This window comes from Desulfobacca acetoxidans DSM 11109 (genome assembly GCF_000195295.1).
Classification (GTDB): domain Bacteria; phylum Desulfobacterota; class Desulfobaccia; order Desulfobaccales; family Desulfobaccaceae; genus Desulfobacca; species Desulfobacca acetoxidans.
Genome location: NC_015388.1, coordinates 1 through 20497 on the forward strand (window position 1 = coordinate 1; position 20497 = coordinate 20497).

The 20497-nt window shown below is 53.3% G+C and carries 17 protein-coding genes; 10 read left to right on the plus strand and 7 right to left on the minus strand.

Going from position 1 to position 20497, the window contains the following annotated elements; translation table 11 throughout:
• The first annotated feature begins 86 nt into the window (after positions 1 to 86).
• The 3 genes from dnaA (at position 87) to DESAC_RS00015 (ending at position 3926) form a co-directional block, all read left to right on the plus strand.
• Positions 87 to 1472: a chromosomal replication initiator protein DnaA gene (dnaA, locus tag DESAC_RS00005; RefSeq protein WP_013705015.1), complete on the plus strand. Its 1386-nt coding sequence runs from the start codon at positions 87 to 89 to the stop codon at positions 1470 to 1472.
• 703 nt (positions 1473 to 2175) lie between these two features.
• Positions 2176 to 2979, plus strand: a complete 804-nt coding sequence (locus DESAC_RS00010; protein ID WP_013705016.1) for a nucleoside phosphorylase — start codon at positions 2176 to 2178, stop codon at positions 2977 to 2979.
• Positions 2976 to 3926, plus strand: coding sequence for a ketopantoate reductase family protein (locus DESAC_RS00015; RefSeq protein WP_013705017.1), 951 nt, complete (start codon positions 2976 to 2978; stop codon positions 3924 to 3926). The genes DESAC_RS00010 and DESAC_RS00015 overlap by 4 nt, the downstream gene beginning before the upstream one ends.
• Before the next feature lie 140 nt (positions 3927 to 4066).
• Here DESAC_RS00015 and DESAC_RS00020 read toward each other — a convergent pair whose 3' ends face one another.
• The 5 genes from DESAC_RS00020 to DESAC_RS00040 form a co-directional block, all read right to left on the minus strand.
• Positions 4067 to 4957: a TorF family putative porin gene (locus DESAC_RS00020; RefSeq protein WP_013705018.1), complete on the minus strand. Its 891-nt coding sequence runs from the start codon at positions 4955 to 4957 to the stop codon at positions 4067 to 4069.
• A 174-nt stretch (positions 4958 to 5131) separates the two neighbouring features.
• Positions 5132 to 5470, minus strand: a complete 339-nt coding sequence (locus tag DESAC_RS00025; RefSeq protein ID WP_013705019.1) for a P-II family nitrogen regulator — start codon at positions 5468 to 5470, stop codon at positions 5132 to 5134.
• Positions 5471 to 5490: 20 nt separating this feature from the next.
• Positions 5491 to 6714 carry an ammonium transporter gene (locus DESAC_RS00030; RefSeq protein WP_013705020.1) on the minus strand — a complete coding sequence of 408 codons (1224 nt, stop codon included), beginning with the start codon at positions 6712 to 6714 and terminating at the stop codon, positions 5491 to 5493.
• A gap of 411 nt (positions 6715 to 7125) precedes the next feature.
• Positions 7126 to 7779, minus strand: a complete 654-nt coding sequence (gene tmk, locus DESAC_RS00035) for a dTMP kinase (RefSeq protein ID WP_013705021.1) — start codon at positions 7777 to 7779, stop codon at positions 7126 to 7128.
• A gap of 140 nt (positions 7780 to 7919) precedes the next feature.
• Positions 7920 to 8366 (minus strand): Hsp20/alpha crystallin family protein, encoded by a 447-nt coding sequence (locus DESAC_RS00040; RefSeq protein ID WP_013705022.1) that lies wholly within the window; start codon positions 8364 to 8366, stop codon positions 7920 to 7922.
• 319 nt (positions 8367 to 8685) lie between these two features.
• Here DESAC_RS00040 and DESAC_RS00045 point away from each other — a divergent pair, with 319 nt between their 5' ends.
• The 4 genes from DESAC_RS00045 (at position 8686) to DESAC_RS00060 (ending at position 13482) form a co-directional block, all read left to right on the plus strand.
• On the plus strand, positions 8686 to 9624 hold the full coding sequence (locus tag DESAC_RS00045) for an aspartate carbamoyltransferase catalytic subunit (protein WP_041283699.1): 939 nt from the start codon (positions 8686 to 8688) through the stop codon (positions 9622 to 9624).
• Positions 9608 to 10891 (plus strand): dihydroorotase, encoded by a 1284-nt coding sequence (locus DESAC_RS00050; RefSeq protein WP_013705024.1) that lies wholly within the window; start codon positions 9608 to 9610, stop codon positions 10889 to 10891. Before DESAC_RS00045 ends, DESAC_RS00050 begins: the two co-directional genes overlap by 17 nt.
• A gap of 81 nt (positions 10892 to 10972) precedes the next feature.
• A complete protein-coding gene (locus DESAC_RS00055) occupies positions 10973 to 12184 on the plus strand; it encodes an ATP-binding protein (protein WP_013705025.1) in 1212 nt (403 codons plus the stop codon).
• A gap of 185 nt (positions 12185 to 12369) precedes the next feature.
• Entirely contained in the window at positions 12370 to 13482 is a 1113-nt protein-coding gene (locus DESAC_RS00060; RefSeq protein ID WP_013705026.1) for a DUF362 domain-containing protein, read from the plus strand.
• A gap of 20 nt (positions 13483 to 13502) precedes the next feature.
• On the opposite strand, the gene ahbC is transcribed toward DESAC_RS00060, so the two are convergent.
• Positions 13503 to 14681: a 12,18-didecarboxysiroheme deacetylase gene (gene ahbC, locus DESAC_RS00065; protein ID WP_013705027.1), complete on the minus strand. Its 1179-nt coding sequence runs from the start codon at positions 14679 to 14681 to the stop codon at positions 13503 to 13505.
• Between the two features lie 113 nt (positions 14682 to 14794).
• Positions 14795 to 16582 carry an AAA family ATPase gene (locus tag DESAC_RS00070; RefSeq protein WP_013705028.1) on the minus strand — a complete coding sequence of 596 codons (1788 nt, stop codon included), beginning with the start codon at positions 16580 to 16582 and terminating at the stop codon, positions 14795 to 14797.
• Between the two features lie 442 nt (positions 16583 to 17024).
• Between DESAC_RS00070 and hflX the strand changes: the two genes are divergently transcribed.
• The 3 genes from hflX to DESAC_RS00085 all read left to right on the plus strand — a co-directional run bounded on the left by hflX (position 17025) and on the right by DESAC_RS00085 (position 20431).
• The gene (hflX, locus tag DESAC_RS00075) at positions 17025 to 18734 is read left to right on the plus strand and encodes a GTPase HflX (protein WP_013705029.1); all 1710 of its coding nucleotides are present in this window, start codon (positions 17025 to 17027) and stop codon (positions 18732 to 18734) included.
• 116 nt (positions 18735 to 18850) lie between these two features.
• Positions 18851 to 19795, plus strand: a complete 945-nt coding sequence (gene fabD, locus DESAC_RS00080) for an ACP S-malonyltransferase (RefSeq protein ID WP_013705030.1) — start codon at positions 18851 to 18853, stop codon at positions 19793 to 19795.
• Between the two features lie 12 nt (positions 19796 to 19807).
• On the plus strand, positions 19808 to 20431 hold the full coding sequence (locus DESAC_RS00085; RefSeq protein ID WP_013705031.1) for a class I SAM-dependent methyltransferase: 624 nt from the start codon (positions 19808 to 19810) through the stop codon (positions 20429 to 20431).
• The last annotated feature ends 66 nt before the right edge of the window (positions 20432 to 20497 follow it).

A 20497-nucleotide genomic window follows, 5' to 3' on the forward strand; every position in this document is an offset into this window, starting at 1 on the left:
CGGCTTCAAACGCTGATCCGGTCACACGGCTCAGGGAAGAGCGCTTTTCTATCGATATAGAAGATGTATTCAGGTCAGGAGAGGCCATGGAGAGTTATTGGGAGGAAGTAAAGCATATTTTCAAAGGCAGGCTGGCCTCCTCAGCTTACCAGTTGTGGATTGAACCATTACAGGCGTCTTTCGGAAACGCCGGAGAGTTTTTTCTGGATTGCCCCAACCCTTTCTTCCTGCATTGGGTGCGCAACCATTATCTATCCGACCTTGAGCGGGAATATCGCCTCTTGACTGGCGGAACAACCCAAATCAAGTTGCGCCTTCTCAAGACCCCCGCTAAGAATAAAGAGGACCATTCCCATCGCCTTCAGAGCTGTCTCCCAGAGATCAGCCGCCCCCCAAGCTCCGGACGTCTCCTCAACAAGGCCTTTACCTTCGAACAATTTGTCGTCGGCGCCTCCAATCGCTTCGCCTTTCAGGCCTCTCGAGCCCTGGCTGGCAATGATGCCTTTTATGGCAGGACCCTCTTTCTAACGGCTCAGCCAGGGCTGGGCAAGAGCCATCTCTCCCAGGCCGTGGGCAACTATATTCAAACGAACTACCGTCATCATCAGGTCTTCTATTTAACCGCCGAAGATTTCGCCAACGAAATGGTGGCGGCTTTGCGGCAGGGGGCGATGGCGCAGTTTAAGGACAAATTCCGGCGGCAATGCGATACCTTATTGTTGGAGGGGGTTCATTTCCTTAGCGGCAAAGAGAAGATTCAAGCCGAGTTATGTTATACTCTGGATTGTCTGGCGGACCTGAATAAGAAGCTGGTCTTCACCAGCCCGTATTTGCCCATGGAAATTCCTCATCTCAAGCAGGAGTTGCTTTCCCGTTTCACCGGCGGCGTCATCACCCCCATAGACCCCCCGGATTTCTCCACGCGGGTATCTATCCTAACCCGAAAGGCGCAGGATCGTCAGGTCCAGGTGCCGCGCGAAGTTAAGGAGCATTTAGCCACCTATCTAACCCAAGATGTCCGTCAGATGGTAAGCGCTCTAGATAATCTGCTCCTTAAGGCAGCCACGCTAAAAACTGACATCAATCTGGACTTGGCCAATGAAGTCCTCCGTGATTTTCAAGCCGCCTCCCAAGCTCTTAGGATAGAGGATATTCAGAAACTAACCGGGCAGGTGTATCAGGTGAGCCAGGAGGAGCTCCTCGGTAAGTCTCGTAAGAAGAAAATTGTCAAAGCCAGGAATCTGGCGATTTATCTCTCACACCACTATCTGCAGAAACAACTCAAGGACTTGGCGCGATCCTTCCGACGGACTCATTCCACCATTATCCACTCCTTGGAATGTGTCGAACGAGATCTTAAGGTTTCAGCCGGTTTTGCGGCGGAACTGCAGTATTTAGAAGAGCGTCTGCAAACCTCGCGGCGCTGGCGTCAATCGACCCTACCCCAACCCAAGGCCTCAACTCGAAATTGATACCGCGAGTTTGCTGCTGTGGGGGACAAACTGTTACGCCCATCTGCAATGATTGCTCTCCCTCTGAGGCCATGGCAAAAATCATCTTCCTTCTACTAATCAATCTGAGGGCAGGAAAGAATCCCATGTTTTTCCAAGGTTGAGATCCTTCACAGCGTCTAACAGGCAAAAACAGAGCTTTTGGAAGAAGCTCCTCCTTCGAAGGATTCTGCTATTGATAAAAGTAGGAAGTATGTTATAATAGTAATTGTAATTTCCTATCGGTCACCCGCAAGCCATGAAAATCATTTGCCGGTGTTGCCGCGCGGCCCTAAGCCGCAACCAAGATAAGAAATCTCATTGTGCAGTTTTATCAACAGAATAAAGGCACAATTTTCTCGTTTGTAGCGAGGGGGTTACTACGTCCCTACAGAGATGACCCCAAAAATAAAGGACTTTCCGGATGAAGAAGACTCATCAGGGATCCCTTAGAACGCAGACCTGGAGGTCTGCGCTACCGATCTTCCGGTACACCAGCCGTTGCATGGCAAAACGATATGATTTCCCCGCCTAGGCAGAACTCATCTTCTGACTAACAATTGAAAATGAAAATCCGAAACCGGAAACTTTATTTTTATCTTACCTTTGCCATATTGCTCCATTCGAAAACCTGTTGCTAACAGCCGAACATCGGACTCAATTTTATTCTCCAGGAGGGAGTGGGATGTCGCCAGACGTTACTTCTCGAGCTGGGTCAGCCTATCATCTGCATACTGAACCGGGTGATATTGCTCCTTTTATCTTAACCTCGGGCTCCCGGCAGCGCATTCGCCGGTTGTCCGCTCTTTTTGATACGATTTCATTTGAACGTGAGAATAGGGAATTTCTCACAGTTACGGGAACCTACAGGAACATACCGATTACCGGGATGTCCACCGGCATCGGCGCCTCCAGCACGGTTATTGCCATTGTTGAGGCCCTGCAATGTCAGCCGCAGGCCACCTTTATACGCCTGGGCAGTTGTGGCAGCCTGCAGTCTCACATCCAGGTGGGTGAATTCGTTATCAGCCACAGGGCCCTGCGGCAGGAATTCGTTACCCATTTGTACGCCCCTCCGGAGATTGAAGCGGTGGCCGATCCGGATATCACCCAGGCATTAATCCAGGCGGCACGGCAAATGGGGGTTTCCTCCCATTGCGGTTTGACCTGCACCACGGCAGATTTCTATCACGGCCAGGGACGCGCCGCTCCGGGGTTCACCGGATTCGATTCCTCTCTGCTTGCAAATCTACAGGTCCAGGGAGTCTTGAACCTGGAAATGGAGATGGCCGTATATCTTACCCTGGCTCAGGTCTGCCAATACCCCATGCGGGCGGGGGGTGTGACGGCAGTATTTGCCGACCGCTGTCGCAATGTCATTATCGACCCCCAGCAGGCAACCGAAGCGGAGGAACTTCTCTGTCGGATAGGACTCCTGGCTGCCGAACTACTAGTTGCCCAACCATTGTCAAAGGAGCACCGACCATGAAAATTGCCATCATTGGTCCCGGCGCTATGGGTCTGTTTTTCGCCGCCCGGCTCCAGGAATCCGGCCAGGAGGTCTGGCTGCTGGATTACCGACCGGAGCGCACCGCCCACCTCAAGCAGCACGCTCTTCGGTTGATCACTCTTGATGGTGAAGACCGGGACTATTATCTGAACGTAGTGTACGAAGCCCACGCTATCGGTCCCTGCGATCTGACCCTGGTAACGGTCAAAGCGCACCAAACCGAGGCCGCCGCTGCGCAACTGCCGCTCCTGATGGCTGACGGCGGGGTTGCCTTAACCCTGCAGAACGGCATCGGCAACCTGGAAACCATGGCCGCGGTCGTCGGTCCCGAACGACTCCTAGCAGGAGTCACTACGCTGGGAGTTACCTTGCTGGAAATCGGCCGCATCCGCCACGCCGGCCAAGGTCCGGTGCTTATCGGTCGCCCTCCCGGAGCCCTGGTAACGGACGAGACATTGAGGCTCATAGTGGAGGTTTTCCGCGGCGCCGGCCTGGATTGTCGGGAAACCGCGGATATCATGGCGGCAGTTTGGGACAAGCTTCTCATCAATGTTGGCATTAATTCGGTCACGGCCCTCACCCGTTTGCGCAACGGTCAACTTCTGATCGCCCCCGAGGCCTGGCGGGTAGCCTCTGCAGCGGTCCAGGAAGCCTGGCAGACAGCCCTGGCCTCCGGTGTCAAACCCTCGCCTGAGCCCCTGTCCCGGATGCGCCAGGTTTGCCAGGCCACTGCCAACAATCGCTCTTCCATGTTGCAAGACGTCCTGGCCAAAAGGCAGACGGAAATTGACGCCATCAACGGCCAGATCGTCAGGCTCGGCATTACACTGCAGGTGGCGACGCCGATCAACGCCCTGCTCACCGATCTCATCAAGGCCCTGGAGTTGGGATTGGTAAGCGGTGCGACAAATGTTATTTCGGAGTAACGCCGATCGGCGGGTGGGTTTGTCAACACAGTAACCGGTGGAGCTTGAGAGACAAGTTCGGTTCCCAAGCAGGAGCTCGGGAACCGGTTTTCCAAAATTTTTGAGCTGGGGAATACCCTTCCGACTAAAATACCATCCGGTTAGAAAGCCACGGTGACGTTGATACCACCATAAACGTGATTGTGCTGGGTATCCCAGGAAAAGGCGTTGAGGAGGGGGGTGGAATCCCCGCCCAGGGCATACCAAAAACCGACCTTGGGTGAAACCGTGACCCACTTATGCACCGGAATATTCCAGGTAGCGTAGAGTTGGCCAACCAGCGGGCCGGAAAACGCCTTTTCGGGGTTATTGGGATTCGGATACGCCGCCGCATCATCGGAAAATAAAAAAATATAACTATTGCCGATATCTAAATTCGACTTCAGGAAGGGCAGGTCAAAAACCCGGTTGACCCCCACCGTCAGCCAGTTGCCGGGATAATGCATGAATTCCCGGTTATAGGTGGCGGCAAGCTTAAACCAATTGACGTCGGCCGAAAGGCCGGTATAAAACTCACAGGAGTCCCCCTGGGGAGAAATTACTCCATCAAGGGCGTAATAGATAAAACCCAGATTCAGGGTAAGGGCCTTGAGGCGTTCACCATTGTAAAGGTCGCGGCTATAGCCCACAGTAAAGTCGGTTTCGTTCCACTTCGAGCCTGTCCTGGGAGTGACGGCAAAAGGAGCGTTCTCCGACGTATCCCAGTTGCCCCAGAAATTAACCGAAAAACCCTTATAGGCCACCGTTATTGAGGGCTGTATGACGGCGCTGGAGCGGCTCAGAGCCATACCGCGCCAGATATACTGGCTCAAAAAATCTACCCCCAGGCTGACGGAAGGCCGATCTTCTGCTGGCTGCGCCGCCGCAGTAGTCGTTTCGGTATTCGGATTTTCGGTCTGAGCCGCAACCGGGGACAAGTTCAGAGAAAATAGCAGTAAAATCACCAAAACGGCGGATGCCAGGCCGGTATTCCCAATTCGTCTTACTATCATTGTCTTCTCCTCTCAATTTCCTGCTTAGAGGCGTTCAGCTATCAGCGGCTCCAACAAGTCAAATGCAAGCTTTTGCATAGGATAGAAATTCCATAAATCCCGATCATAATGCTATGCTTTATCAGGCTGACGGCTGAACGCTTTCCCCCTCTTTCCGGAAACCAGAAATCGATACTATACGGCAGCGTCGCCGGTCTCGCCGGTACGGATGCGGATGACTTCACTTACCGGATAGACAAAAATTTTGCCATCGCCGATGCGGCCGGTACGGGCCTGTTCTATGATAGCTTTAGTGATAATTTCTACCTTATCATCCGGAAGTACCACCTCAATTTTTACTTTTGGCAGAAAATCAACTTGATATTCCATACCCCGGTAAACTTCGCGGATGCCTTTTTGACGTCCAAAACCCTTGACCTCAGTGACCGTCATCCCCTGGATGCTCAGCTTATGCAAAGCCTCCTTGACGGGCTCCAACTTGAAGGGCTGAATGACAGCTTCTATCTTCTTCATGGTACAATCCTCCTCATTGATTATAAGCTGTAGCCAGATTCCTGATGTTCGGAGATATCCAACCCGGCGACTTCTTCATCTGCTTCAACCCGCAGGCCCATGGTGGCATCAAGGACTTTGAAGAGGATGAAGCTGATAACAAAGGAATAGACCAGAGTGACGACCACGGCCAGCAACTGAATACCAAACTGGCCCGGGTTGCCGAAAAACAGACCGTCGGCTCCGGCTTCGTTAACCGCTTTGCTGGCAAAGAGCCCGGTAGCCAAGGCGCCCCAGAGACCGCCTACCATATGCACGCCTACCACGTCGAGGGCATCATCATAGCCGAGCTTGGGCTTGACCAGGACCGCCAGATAGCAGAACATGCCGGCCAGAGCGCCAATGATAATACTGGACATCGGTCCGACAAACCCGGCGGCGGGGGTAATGGCTACCAATCCAGCCACAGCGCCCGAGGCAACACCGAGCATAGTGGGTTTGCCCCGGATAATCCACTCCGTGACCATCCAGCCCAAGGCTGCGGCACAAGTAGCAAAGTTGGTATTCACAAAGGCAATTGCCGCTAGGCCGTTTGCGGCCAGGGCACTGCCGGCATTGAAGCCGAACCAGCCGAACCAGAGGATGCCGGCGCCTAATACCGTCATGGGCAGGTTGTGGGGAATAAACGCCTCAACACCGTAGCCTTTGCGCTTACCGATGATCAACGCCGCCGCCAAGGCTGCAATACCGGCATTGATATGCACCACGGTTCCACCAGCGAAGTCCAGGGCGCCCAGCCCCTTAAGCCAGCCATTGTCGCCCCAGACCCAGTGCGCCACCGGATCGTACACCAGGGTAGCCCAGAGAAGACTGAAGACCAGAAAAGTGCTGAACTTGAACCGCTCCACCCAGGAGCCGATGATCAACGCCGGCGTGATGATGGCGAACATAGCCTGGAAGATCATGAAGGCCTGATGGGGAATGGTTTCAGAATAGGTCTTGAATGGTTCGGCTCCGACCCCCTGCAGACCTATATAACTCAGATTGCCGATGATGCCGCCACCCGCATCCGGCCCGAAGGCCAGACTGTAACCCACTAGGGCCCACTGGACGCCCACCAAGGCGATCATGATGAAGTTTTGCATGAGCGTGTTAAGAACGTTCTTTGACCTCGCCATGCCGCCGTAAAACAGAGCCAGACCTGGAGTCATGAACAAGACCAAAGCAGCGGAGAATAACACAAAGGCCGTATCTCCTGAATTCATCTTCGCTTCCTCCCATAGATTAATAAATATCTATTATTGCTTTGTGTATTTATTAAAGCAAAGAGGATGCCATATTAATATTCAAATATATTAATAAGTTATAAAATACTTAATTACACAGATGTAAGTTCTGAAAAATGGTGGTTACATTTATGTATAGCGGCAGATAGACGGGGATGAAGAGAGAGGCAGTTAGGAATGCCAATATTGCTAACTATTACAACCTGTTATGAGTATTAAAGGCTCAGCATTCAACAGGAGTGATGTGGCAATCTAATACTTCAGGTATCTGAGGGAATAGATCAAGGAATGGTGGGCAGTGCCCACCTTACTGCACCAACAGGCCGAACCGTAGGGGCAAATCTTGCATATCTAAAAAGTAACTTGCCGAGTTCCTGCTGTTAATGGACATTAACCGCTGACTGGCGCAGATTGTTTCCTGGACGGTTTGAGCAATGGCTGCACCAGGGTCAAAATCCGGGCGTGCACTGCAGCGATAGTGCCCTGGCCATCAAGGTGCTGAAGATAAGGGGCGCGCAGACGTGAGAAGATCTGCGCGACTTTGGTCAAATAGGCGAGATTTTCAAAGCTGCTGCGCTTCTGCCCGGAGCGTTGCTGGAGCCGAGCGGTAATCTCGGATAGAGGTAACGTCAGGATGATAGCCAGGTCCGGCCGGGGAGCGAAGGTCTCGTGGCACTTCTGAATCCGATCAGGATCAAGTCCCAGAGCTCCCTGATAGGCCATGGAGGAGAAATAGTATCTATCAGTAATAACGATCTTCCCGGCTACAAGGGCTGGCCGAATGACCTGGGCAACATGTTCCCGACGATCGGCGATGAAGAGCTCCAACTCGGCCTTAGGGGTGAGACCCTGCCGGCCGTGCAAGAGTATCTGCCGAATCTGCTGCCCCCAGGGGCCGGTCGTCGGTTCCCGGGTAAGAATCACCGACAGGCCGAGCCGGGAGAGAGCCTGGGCCAAGAGGTGGGCTTGAGTGGTCTTGCCAACGCCGTCTACACCTTCGAAGGCAATCAGCCTGCCGCCAACCGCCGGTTGGGAGCTATCCATGATATTCTGGCACCTTCCCAATACGATATCGGCTGTAGCATGTCAGACCCGACGCCATAAATCAATATTTTTGTCTCCTACCCATAAAGAAAGCCGGAGGGTTTAGCTCCGGCTCTGGCAATAATCTTTTCAGCGCGGGATTACTCAGCTTTTATCTCGATGGCCTTGGCCTTGACTTCTTCTTTCTTCGGACAGGTAACGGTAAGAACACCCTGCTTGTAAGCAGCTTCGATTTTGTCAGCTTCCACACTTACCGGCAGTCGCATGGTGCGACTAAAAGAGCCATAGTTACGCTCCACCAGGTGATAGTTTTCTTCTTTTTCCTCCCGCTCAGACTTTTTTTCCCCCTTAATGGTAAGCATATCGCCGGACAGGGAGATATCAATGTCCTTGGCATCTATGCCGGGAATTTCGGCCTTGACCACGATCTTATCAGCGGTTTCGGAAACGTCCACCGACGGGACCCACTCAGCCTCCAGGGGTTTGAAGGCGCGACGGCCACTGCCGAAATAATCATCCCACAGACGGTCCATTTCCCGGCGCAGCTTTGAGACTTCCCGGAAGGGTTTCCATTCCATAATATCCATCAGTAGCAACCTCCCTCGCGTTAATGATAAGATATTTCTACATTTATGTATAATCTAATGCCAACCGGCAAGCTTGTCAAGTTGACCGAAGGGGGGAAGGCAACTATTCACGAAGCAAAGAGGGTCTGCCCCTTTTTTCTGCTTGAATAAAAAATGCATTAGTGGTATGAAGTATAGCGCGTTAAGAGAACAGGAATCGGATGAAGATGATCGCCAGGCGAATGACAGGAATAATGTGTTGAGATAGCCCTCCTTTGAATCAAAGGAGGTTTTTTTTTGCTGTTGAGAGGACTCAGTGCAAACCAGCAAAACAAGAACAATGTTGTTCAGGCGCAAAGATCTTTTAGGACTGGCAGGGCTCAGCCGGGAGGAGATCCAGCATATTTTAACGACTGCGGCCTCTTTCAAAGAGATTTCGACCCGGAGCATCAAAAAAGTACCAACCCTGCGGGGCAAGACGGTCATTACGCTGTTCTATGAACCCAGCACCCGCACCCGAACTTCCTTTGAGATTGCCGCCAAGCGGTTGAGCGCCGATACCGTGAATCTCTCGATTGCGGCCAGCAGCGTGGTCAAGGGGGAGACCCTGATCGACACAGCTAATAATTTGGAGGCCATGCACCCGGATATTATTGTTATCCGGCACGCCTGCAGCGGTGCACCCCATCTATTGGCCGGCCGGTTGAAAAGCAGCGTCGTTAACGCCGGGGATGGCCTGCACGAACATCCCACTCAGGGGCTGCTGGATATGCTGACCGTCTGGGAGGCCAAGGGCCGGTTGGATGGCCTGCGGGTAGCTATTATTGGGGATATCGCCCATTCGCGGGTGGCCCGGTCCAATATCCACGGCTTTCACACCATGGGCTCCCAGGTTGTGGTCGCCGGACCACAGACCATGCTGCCGCCGTACTTGGAGGCATTAGGGGTAGAGGTCACCTATTCTCTGACCGAGGCGGTGCGCCAGGCAGATGTGATTATGATGCTGCGACTGCAGTTGGAACGGCAAGGGCAGATGTTTTTTTCGACATTGCGTGAATACTCCCGGGTTTTTGGGCTGAATCAGAAACACTTGGCCTTGGCCAAACCCGATGCCCTGGTGATGCATCCGGGACCCTTAAACCGGGGGGTGGAAATTTCACCGGAGGTTGCAGATGGCATCCAGTCTGCGATTCTACAGCAGGTCACCAACGGGGTGGCGGTGCGCATGGCGGTCTTATATCTGTTGAGTGGAGGTGAGCAAAGTGGGACTGCTGCTTAGAGGCGGACTGGTAATCGATCCGGCACAAGCTCTGGAGGCTGCGAGAGATATTCTGATCGAAGACGGGCGCCTAATGGCATTGGTGGCGCCCGGCTCGGTGGCCGAGGCAGGACACCGGGTAATTGAGGCCGCGGATTTCGTGGTCTGCCCCGGTCTCATCGACATGCATACCCATCTGAGGGAACCGGGCCAGGAATATAAAGAGACTATCGCCACCGGCGGCCAGGCAGCGGCGGCGGGAGGATTCACTGCCGTAGCCTGTATGCCCAACACCATACCGGTAAACGATTCGGCGACCGTCACCCGCTTCATTCTGGAAAAAGCCGCACAGGCAAAGGGTCCCCGAGTCTATCCGGTGGCTGCGATCTCGCAGGGCTCCCGAGGAGAGGTGTTGGCCGAATATGGGGAATTAAAGGCGGCCGGGGCAGTTGCCCTCTCAGATGACGGCAGGCCGGTGAGCAACTCCCAACTTATGCGCCGGGCCTTGGAATATGCCCACACCTTTGATCTGCCGATCATCTCCCACAGCGAAGATCTGGCCCTTACCGGCAACGGCGTCATGCACGAAGGAATCGTCTCTTTGCAGATGGGACTAAGGGGCATCCCGGCAGCCGCTGAAGAAACGGCGATCTTTCGGGACGTCGCTCTGGCCCGTCTCACCGGCGCCAGGCTGCATATTGCCCACGTCAGTACTGCCGGATCGGTGGAGATCATCCGCCAAGCCAAGGCCGCCGGTACCCAAGTCACGGCAGAGACGGCGCCGCACTATTTCAGCCTCACCGACGAGGCGGTGCGAGGATTTAACACGAACGCCAAGATGAGTCCCCCGCTGAGAACCGCCGCCGACGTCGCAGCGATCAAAAAAGGATTGGCTGACGGCACCCTGGATTGTATCGCCACTGACCACGCGCCCCACAGCAGCCTGGAAAAGGAAGTAGAGTTCGACCAGGCCGCCAATGGCATCATCGGCCTGGAAACGGCGCTGGGCCTCAGTCTCAACCTGGTGTGGGAGGGCGTTCTCACCCTGTCCCAGATGGTCGCCAAGCTGAGCGCCAATCCGGCCCGTATCCTTAGAGTACCGGGCGGCACCTTGCAGGTGGGGAAACCGGCTGATATAACTGTCATTGATCTGAATCATGCCTGGACCGTCGACGTCCAGCAGTTCAAATCCAAGAGCCGCAACTGCCCCTTTCATGGGTGGCAGCTCACCGGCAAGCCAGTGCTGACTATGGTGGGTGGAGAGATTATTTATAAGCTGAAAGAATAAATTTTTATGTTATGAATATAATCAAAGCTTCTGGCTCGGTTTAGATATGGAAAATAGTCACATTAAGAAGGAAAAATTGCCGTGACAGAAAATTTAAAAGGCAAAAGCCCCTTTTATCCTGGTCAACCTGTTCCAGTTGAGTTATTTGTCGGCAGAGAACCGCTGATTGAAAGAATCATGACCCGAGGAGTTGGCCAAGTGACGGCAGGGAAACCCGTCGCCTTCTATATTCAAGGTGAATACGGGATCGGAAAGAGTTCTATCGCCAGTTTTACTCAGTGGTTGGCAGAAAAAGACCATAACATTTACGGTATTTATTCTTCACTAGGCGGGGCCAGAAATCTTGAGGAAATGGTGACGAGCATTCTGGAAGCGACGTTACGCTCCGGTATATTCGAACCACAGCGGATTGAAAAGATTAAAAACTGGTTGGCAAAATACCTCGGCAAACAGACCCTCTTTGGATTTACTATTAATCTTGAGGCATTGCGAAAAGATGCACCGAACTTTGCTACACCTTTCGGCATGTTGGGATTTCTGGCGGAGTTAAGAGAGCATCTGGGCGAGACAGACATTAAGGGACTTTTTTTAATATTGGATGAGAATAACGGCCTCGCGGCAGACCCTCAATTTACGCATTTTATTAAAGGATTATTAGACACCAATGCAGTTTCCAGAAAACCTATACCTCTGTTATTAATGCTGTGCGGCGTTGAGGAACGCCGTCGGGAAATGATTCAAAAACATCAACCCATAGAACGTTATTTTGATGTGATTGAAATTCCAGCCATGGATGAAGTGGAAACGAAGGATTTTTATAAAAAAGCTTTCGAGTCGGTCCATATAGAGGTAGATGATGAAGCATTGCAGACGATGACCCACTGGTCCGCAGGTTTCCCTAAGATAATGCATCTTATCGGCGATTCGGCTTTTTGGATCGATAAAGATAATAAGATTGATACGGATGATGCATTTAAGGCGGTATTTATGGCAGCCGAGGAAGTTGGCAGAAAATATGTTGACCAACAGGTTTACAAGGCCTTGAGAAGCAAAGATTATCAATCTATTCTGAAGAAAATTGCTGGAATTGTGCCTCTCTCAATGAGTTTTAATAGAAAAGAAGTAGCTTCAGACTTGACTGATGCAGAACAGAGGAAATTGACCAACTTCTTGACAAGGATGCAGAAATTAAAAGTTATTCGCAAGGGAGAGACAACCGGGGAATATCTCTTTAACCAAAGAATGGTTAGATTATATATCTGGTTAGATACTGTTCAAAAGAGAAGTGGCTAAATCCGTAAACATACAGTTTTCAGCAACAAACTTCCTGTTATAACAATATGTTAAAAGCAATTTCACGATCATGCATTATTATCTACAATTCGCCATTTGTGCAAGTCAATCTTATTGAGCTGATTGAATCAACTACGTGACCAAATAGGTGATAATTCGTTTAAAGATTTTTTTTAGGAGTATTCATGGCCAGCCAGGTTTTTTGCTTTGATTTGCGGGTTACTACTAAAGACACCAATTTCAAAAAGTTCGGCCGCTTATTGGAGGCCGCAGATCTGAAAGGCATCGTCCAGCGCAAGAAGAAGCGGCCGCTTATCGGCATTAAACTGCACTTCGGCGAAAAGGGCAACACCTCGTTCATCCGACCCATTTACGTGCGCCAGGTGGTGGATAAGCTCTGGGAATACGGCGGCCGACCCTTTATCACCGATGCCAACACGGTCTATGTCGGGACCCGGGCTGATGCCGTAGACCATCTGACCACCGCTATTCAGAACGGCTTCGCTTACGCCGTAGTCAACGCCCCGCTGGTAATCGCCGATGGCCTGAGGGGGACGGCCGAAGCGGAAGTGGAAATCAACCAGGAACTTTTTCAGTCGGTTTTTATCGGGGAGGCGATTGTCGAGGCTGAAGCATTGGTCAGCTTGGCCCATTTCAAACTGCACGAGCTTTCAGGATTTGGCGGGGCCATCAAGAACGTCGGTATGGGCTGTGCCTCCCGCCGTGGCAAACTGGCGCAGCATTCCAACATCGCCCCCAAGGTAAATGAAAAAAAATGTACCGGTTGCGGCGATTGTGTGGCCCACTGTGCCCAGGAGGCCATTCGCCTGGAAGCGGACAAGGCCGTCATTGATCCGGCCAAATGCGTCGGCTGCGCTGAATGTATCCTGGTCTGCCCTTACGGCAATATCGAAATCCAATGGAATGAATCCATCCCGGTGTTTTTGAAAAAGATGGTGGAATACACTTACGGAGTTTTGAAAGGCAAACAGGACCGGGTAATCTTTGTCAACTTCGTTACCCAGGTATCACCGGCCTGCGACTGCTACGGCCATAACGACCTGCCCATTGTCGGTGATTTAGGTATTCTTGCTTCCAGAGATATTGTCGCTCTGGATCAGGCCTGCGCCGACTTAGTGAACAGCAGCCCCGGCCTGCCTGGCTCCTGCCTGAAGGACTTGACGGCCGGCAGCGACAAGTTCCGCAGCGTCTATCCCAAGATCGACTGGGAAATTCAACTGGATTACGCGGAAAAACTGGCGCTGGGTTCGAGGAGGTATGAATTAATCAAGATTTAAACCGAAGTGTACTGACGGCATCAGGCGATTTCGGCGTCAGTGAGATAGCAATCGGGATCCGGAGCCCATAGATCTCCGGTGAGGGCCTCGGCCCGGACCCGGAAGTTACCGGCGCAGACGTCCAGCCAGCGGCAGGCGGCGCAGCGTCCGGTCACAAAGCGTTTTTTATCCTTGAGCTTTGCCATGAGGGGGTTGCTCAGATCGGTCCAGATCTGGCTAAAGGGCCGCTCCCGGATATTGCCAAAAGAATAATGCCGCCAGAATTGATCAGCGTGTACCCGGCCATCCCAACTGACGCAGCCGATTCCCCGACCGGAGCTGTTCCCTTCGTTCATCTGCAGCAGTTTTAAGACTTCTTCGGCTCGAGGGTTATTTTCCCGTTTGAGGCGCAGGTAGATATAGGGTCCGTCGGCATGGTTGTCAACGGTGAGGACCTCTTTGGGTATTCCTCGAGCGAAGAGATCGGCGGTCCGGTCAATGATGAGGTCTACTACCCCCCTGGTTTCCTCATGAGAAAGGGCTGCCTCCTTCAGGCGGCTGCCCCGGCCGGAGTAAACCAGGTGATAGAAACAGACCCGCGGAATCTCAAGCGTGTCGATGAGATCGAAGATCGCCGGGATCTCCCGGTAGTTGTGCCGGTTGATGGTGAAGCGCAGGCCTACCTTGATGCCAGCTTCCTGACAGTGGCGCACACCAGCCAGGGCCGCGTCAAAGGCCCCGGCCTGGCCGCGGAAACGATCATGGGTGGCCGGGGCGCCATCCAGACTGATACCCACATATGATAAACCGCACTGCTTTAATCTCCCGGCCACCTCCCGATCAATGAGAACGCCGTTGGTGGAAATCACGGCACGCATGCCAGCGGCGACGGCATGTTCCACCAGGGTCAGCAGGTCCGGATGCATCAGCGGTTCCCCCCCAGAGAAGAGGACCACAGGTACCCCAAAAGCTTTAAGATCATCCAGCAGGGCCAGACCCTCGGCAAGTGAGAGTTCATCTTCGGCCACGCCGGCAGTGGCCTGGGCATAGCAGTGGACGCACTTTAGGTTACAACGGCGGGTGACGTTCCAAACCACCACCGGTCTTTTATCAGCCGAGAACTGGAGCAGATGCGAAGGCAAAGCGCCGGAATGGCGACCATAGCGCAAGACATCGGCGGCCTCCACGGCACCGCAATAAAGTTTAGAAATACCGATCATGAGATGTGATTTTCGAGTTTCGAGTTCCGAGTTTCAAATTCCGTAATGCTTCAGCTTTCTGAAAAAATAAATCAAGAAATGGCGGGCGGTACCCGCCATAACCTTTACCGCTCTCAACCCTCCGTGCGCGGAGTCCCGGCGGCTAAAATAGGCTGATGCAGGGATTCCTGAAACAGCCGGTTGAGAAAACCGTCCAGATCTAACAGGTCTGCCAACGATAGCAGAAAAGAGTCCTGGGCGGTGCGGTCTCTGACCAATTTCAGGGCATACTCCAAATCTTTGACGAAACCTTCGCAAATCACCCGGGCAGTAGTTCCACCGGCCAGGGCCCGGCGCATGATCTCATCGACGGCCTCTTCGACAAAAGTAAGGTGAATCCGATGTTCCTGGGCAAATTTTCCTTCGAACCTTCGTACCTGCTGATAGAGCCGGCTGATCTGGTCGAAGGCGGTCAGAAGATCGCAGTCCCAGCGGAGATATTGATCCACCATTAACTCCACCCGGTAGTCGGTGAGGGGCATGTGAAAACGCCGGAGGAGTTCGTGCTCCCGCCGCCAGACCGATGCCTTTAAAAGCGCCAATTCCTGATCGGCCGCGGCCTTAAAACGGTCCATCAGATCAGACTTGGGAGGCCCGGCCAACAGAAGCTGCAACTGCTCTTCGGGATGGGCCACTACTTCCGGAGTGACCAAAAACTCTTTGATCTCGCTGGAAGGCAGGCACTTCTCAAATTGAATCAAAGACTTTTCGATAACGCTGACCAACCCCCGGGCACCGGTGCGCTCCTGGGCGGCCTTTTCGGCCAAGAGGTGTAGGGCCCGATCCTCGAACTTGATATCAATGCCATACGCCCGGAAATCGCGTTTCTTGCTGATAATGATGGGGTTGTTGGGATTCTTGAGGATTTCGTAGAGATCGTCGGCGGTCAGTTCTTCCAAGACGGCGATTACCGGCAGGCGACCGACGAATTCCGATTCAAAACCGTATTTGATGAGATCTTCGGCATTGACCTGGCGCCAGAATTCCCGGTCCCGCTTCTTGGAACGGGGTCGGCCGTGAAAACCGATCTCCTGTTTGGCCAACCGATCCTTAATGAATTTCTCTAAGCCGTTGAAGGCCCCAGAAACGATGAACAGGATATTGCGGGTGTTGAGGGTGCGCTTTTCCCGTTTCCCAGTCCGGCGATAGTGTTCGATCGCCTGAATCTGCGAGATAGGGTCATGCGGGGTCTTAAGATCAACTTCGGTCTCCTCCATAGGTTTCAGGAGGGCGCGCTGCACCCCGCTGCGTGAGACATCCGGCCCGATGAGATTGCCACTGGCGGCAATCTTATCGATCTCATCGATATAGATGATGCCGAATTGGGCCAATTCCAGATCATCATCAGCCTCGTAAACCAGGTCCCGGACCAGGTCCTCCACATCGCCCCCGACATAGCCGGTTTCGCTGAATTTAGTGGCATCGCCTTTGACAAACGGAACGCCGAGCTTTTTGGCGATAAGTTTTACCAGATAGGTCTTGCCGACACCGGTAGGACCGATCAAGATAATGTTATTTTTAATCGAACCGATGCCGGGATCGGGAACCCGCCCCTGATCCTGTAGATAGCGGATACGGTTAAAATGCGTACAGATTTTGGTGGCTAAGATACTCTTGGCCGTCTCCTGCTTAACGACATATTCGTTGAGATAGTCCTCTAACTCTTCGGGTTTAAGGTTAAAATTGATCTTGCCGGTGCCGCCTGCATGGCGCACTTTGGCAGGACCCTCCTCAACGACCGGTTTCGGCATGATAAACGGAGAAATGATCTTAACACGGTCGCCATATTTTTTGGCTAAGTACTCGCTGAGTTCCTTTTCCAATTCTTTCTGATCAGGAAATTTCGTATTGGTATCATCCATGGTTGTTATTTTAGTTTTTTCTCTTGAGCCTTTTGCAAAATAGGTAATACTTCAGTTGTTTGGGGCAAGTATAAGACTCGCCCCTGCAAATGGGCCTGTCGGTGCTGCAGTGTCGCAGGGCTGGAAAGCGAAGCACCTCCCGCCTTCTAAAAAGTTCCGACACCGATTTTCATGGTTTGCGGGTGACCGCTACATCATGATGATTAATTTCGAGTTCCCGGTTTCGAGATTATACCTTCAGAAAATTCATTTCGTGTGTTATCCAATAGATAAAAATATTATTATCTCAATCTCTGCTCGGAGCTCGAATCTCTTAACCACTTTCGTATTATAATCCGTCTGCAGAGCGGTTGCAAGGGACAACAATGGTACGGCCCGATTGACAGCAGGGTTATCTAAATGCTAATCTAGTAATATCTAAAGAAAAGAGAAGGAGTCTGTTATCGATCGGGTTCAAGGAAATCTTGCCGGTCTCAAGCCCCAGCAACTCAGGCATCTGGAAAGACTTTACCGGCGTAAAATCCCCCCGACCAGCCTGATTACACCTGAATTAGCCCGACAACTTACCGAAATTACCGGTGATATCAAGCGGCAGGTTGGCATTCTGGTGGACCGCCAGGGGACAGTGGCCATGGTGATCGTCGGCGACCGTAAAGGTCTGGTGATCCCTCCCTTAAAGCGAGAGCGGCAGACCGGATGGCGGCTGAAGGGTCTGCGGTTAATTCACACCCACCTCAATGCCGAACCTTTAAATCAGGACGACCTCATGGATCTAGCCCTGCTGCGCCTGGACTGTATCGCCGCTCTGGAAACCTTGCCGTCAGGCCTCCCCGGCCACCTGCATGGGGCCTATCTGCTGCCGCAACGGCTTGAAGGGCGGGACTGGGGGTTTATCACCATAGACCACGTAGCCCATCTGGACATGGATTTTGCCGCGTTTGTCCGCTCTTTGGAGGAAGAATTGGCCAGGGCCGGTCATAGCGGCACCGAACATGACCGGCGGGAACGGGCCATACTCATCGGCGTCACCACCAGACCTAGACAGACAGCAGAAGATTCTCTGTTGGAACTGCGGGAGTTGGCCAGGACGGCAGGGTTGAACGTGGTGGAGGTCATCCTGCAACAGCGCCAGCGCATTGACCCCCGTTTCCTTATGGGCCGGGGTAAACTTATGGAATTGGTGATCCGCGCCCTGCAAATGGACGCCGAGCTGCTCATCTTTGACGCCGATCTCAACCCCTCCCAGGTTCGGTCGATTACAGATTTCACTGAACTCAAGGTCATTGACCGAACCCAGCTTATTTTGGATATCTTTGCCCAACGGGCCCGGAGTCGCGAGGGCAAGTTGCAGGTAGAAATGGCCCAACTAAAATATCTGCTGCCCCGCCTGGGGAAACGGGACGATGCCCTTTCGCGTTTGACCGGCGGCATCGGCGGCCGGGGGCCTGGCGAGACCAAGCTGGAGATCGACCGCCGTCGGGTGCGGGAGCGCCTGCATCGACTCGCCCAGGAACTGGACCAGGTGCGGGACGAGCGACGGGTGCGGCGGGGTCCCCGGCAGCGCCAGGGTCTCCCCATTATTTCCATCGTCGGTTATACGAACGCCGGCAAGTCCACTCTGCTCAACACCCTCACCAGAGCCGAGGTACTGGCGGAGGATCGCCTTTTCGCCACTCTGGACCCCACCAGCCGGCGTCTGCGCTTTCCGAAAGAACGTGAAGTCATCATCACCGATACTGTCGGTTTTATCCGTGACCTGCCCAAAGACCTCCTCGAAGCATTCAAGGCCACATTGGAGGAACTCGAGGACGCCGATCTCCTCCTGCACGTCATCGATCTCAGCAACCCACGCTTTGAAGAACAGATGGAGACCGTCGACACAATTCTCGCCTCCCTGGAGTTAAGCGATAAACCGGTCTTAAAGGTCTTTAATAAAATAGACCTGATAGCGCCCGAAATAGCTCAATGGCAATGCCGCCGACATAATGGCGTAGCCATCTCCGCCCTGGACGGCGGGACACTCCGGCCCCTGCTTACCCGTATGGAAGAGATCATCGACCGGATACTGCCCCGGGAACAGATATCCTCGGCAGAACAGGACGCAGTAGCAGAGGCGATGCGAGAACGTCGGGACACAGGGCTATTGCATTAGAGCCCAAGGACGGGGAGCAGTGGGTAGTGGTTAGCCTCAATTGAGAGGGTTCAGGGTGAGGGGCAACAAGACAGACGCTTGAGAGGCAGAAGCATATTCTAATCTATGAGGTGATTATGTCCAAAAAGATTGCCATGGTATTTCCCGGCCAGGGATCCCAATATGTGGGAATGGGAAAGACCCTATATGAAAGTGATATCGAAGCCCAAAAATTATTTGCCCAAGCCGAGGAGATTACCGGCCTGCCGCTGAGAAAACTGTGTTTTGAGGGCCCGATGGAAGAATTGACCCAGACCGTTAATCTGCAGCCGGCTGTTACCATGTTGAATATGGCCCTTTACCGGGCACTTAAGCGGGCAGGGGTGCAACCCGACTTTGTCGCCGGACACAGTCTGGGGGAATACAGCGCCCTCTATGCCGCCGGGGTGCTCTCCGAGGCCGACACTTTAAAGGCGGTACAACGACGCGGCCAGTTGATGCATCGGGAGGCCGAAAAATATCCGGGGGCCATGGCCGCCATCGTTGGCCTGCCCATTGTCCAGGCCGTAGAGCTGCTGACCCCCTTGACGTTAGGCGGGCGCTTTGCCCTGGCCAATTATAACGCTCCGGAACAATTAGTAGTCTCCGGTGCAAAAGAGGAGATCGCCGAAGCCATGGCTATGGCCAAAAAGGCCGGGGTCCGCGCCATCCCACTGGCTGTATCCGGCGCCTGGCACTCTCCACTCATGGAAGGAGCAACGGCGGATTTTACCGCTTTGCTGACAACCCTTACCTTTCAGGCGCCGAGCATTCCGGTGCTGCTCAATGTCACCGGCCAGCCCGTGAGTAATCCGGCCGTCATTCGGGATTGCATGTGCCGACAGTTGACCTCTTCGGTTAAATGGACCCAGAGTATAGACCACATGCGAGGCGGCGGGGTGGAGCGGTGGGTGGAAGTAGGTCCCAAAAACGTGCTTAAAGGCCTGGTACGCAAGATCATCCCTAAGGATGAACCTTTTCATTTCCACAACGTCGAAGACCCGGCGAGCCTGGCGACTTTTTTAGAAACCTTGGCGGTTTAGGTCCGTACTAGAATGAATGCCTTTGACCGATATGCCCAGGAATACGACGACTGGTTTGTCCAGCATGAGTCGGTCTACCATTCAGAGCTGGCCGCAGTCAAATCCTTCCTGCCTCTTAACGGCCGGGCTTTGGAAGTCGGCGTTGGGACCGGACGTTTTGCCGAGCCCTTAGGAATTGAAATAGGAGTCGAGCCGGCCCGGGCCATGGCCGAGATCGCCGGGAAGCGGGGTATCGAGGTCATCCAGGGGTATGCCGAGGCCCTGCCACTGGCTCCGGGATCCTTTGATGTGGTCCTGATGATCACGGTCTTGTGTTTCCTGCAAGATCCACCGCTGGCCCTGCGTGAGGCCACGCGAGTCCTGAAACCCCAGGGGCGTCTGATCATCGGCATGATTGATCCCGACAGCCCTTTAGGCCGGTTATATCAGGCGCACCAGGCCCAGAGCCGGTTTTTCCGGCAGGCGAGGTTCCTGAGGGTTTCTCAAGTTCTAAGATGGCTGGGTGAACTCGGCTATTCAGACCCCAAAATCCGCCAGACCATTTTTCAGGACATACCGCTAATCACTACACTGGAGCCGGCGCGCGCGGGCTACGGCGACGGGGTATTCGTCGTCCTGGTAGCCGACCTGCAATAACCCGCGCCATTATGATATGGCAGGCAAGGCTTCAACCTCCGGCTGGAGTTCTCTTGGCTGCAGGAT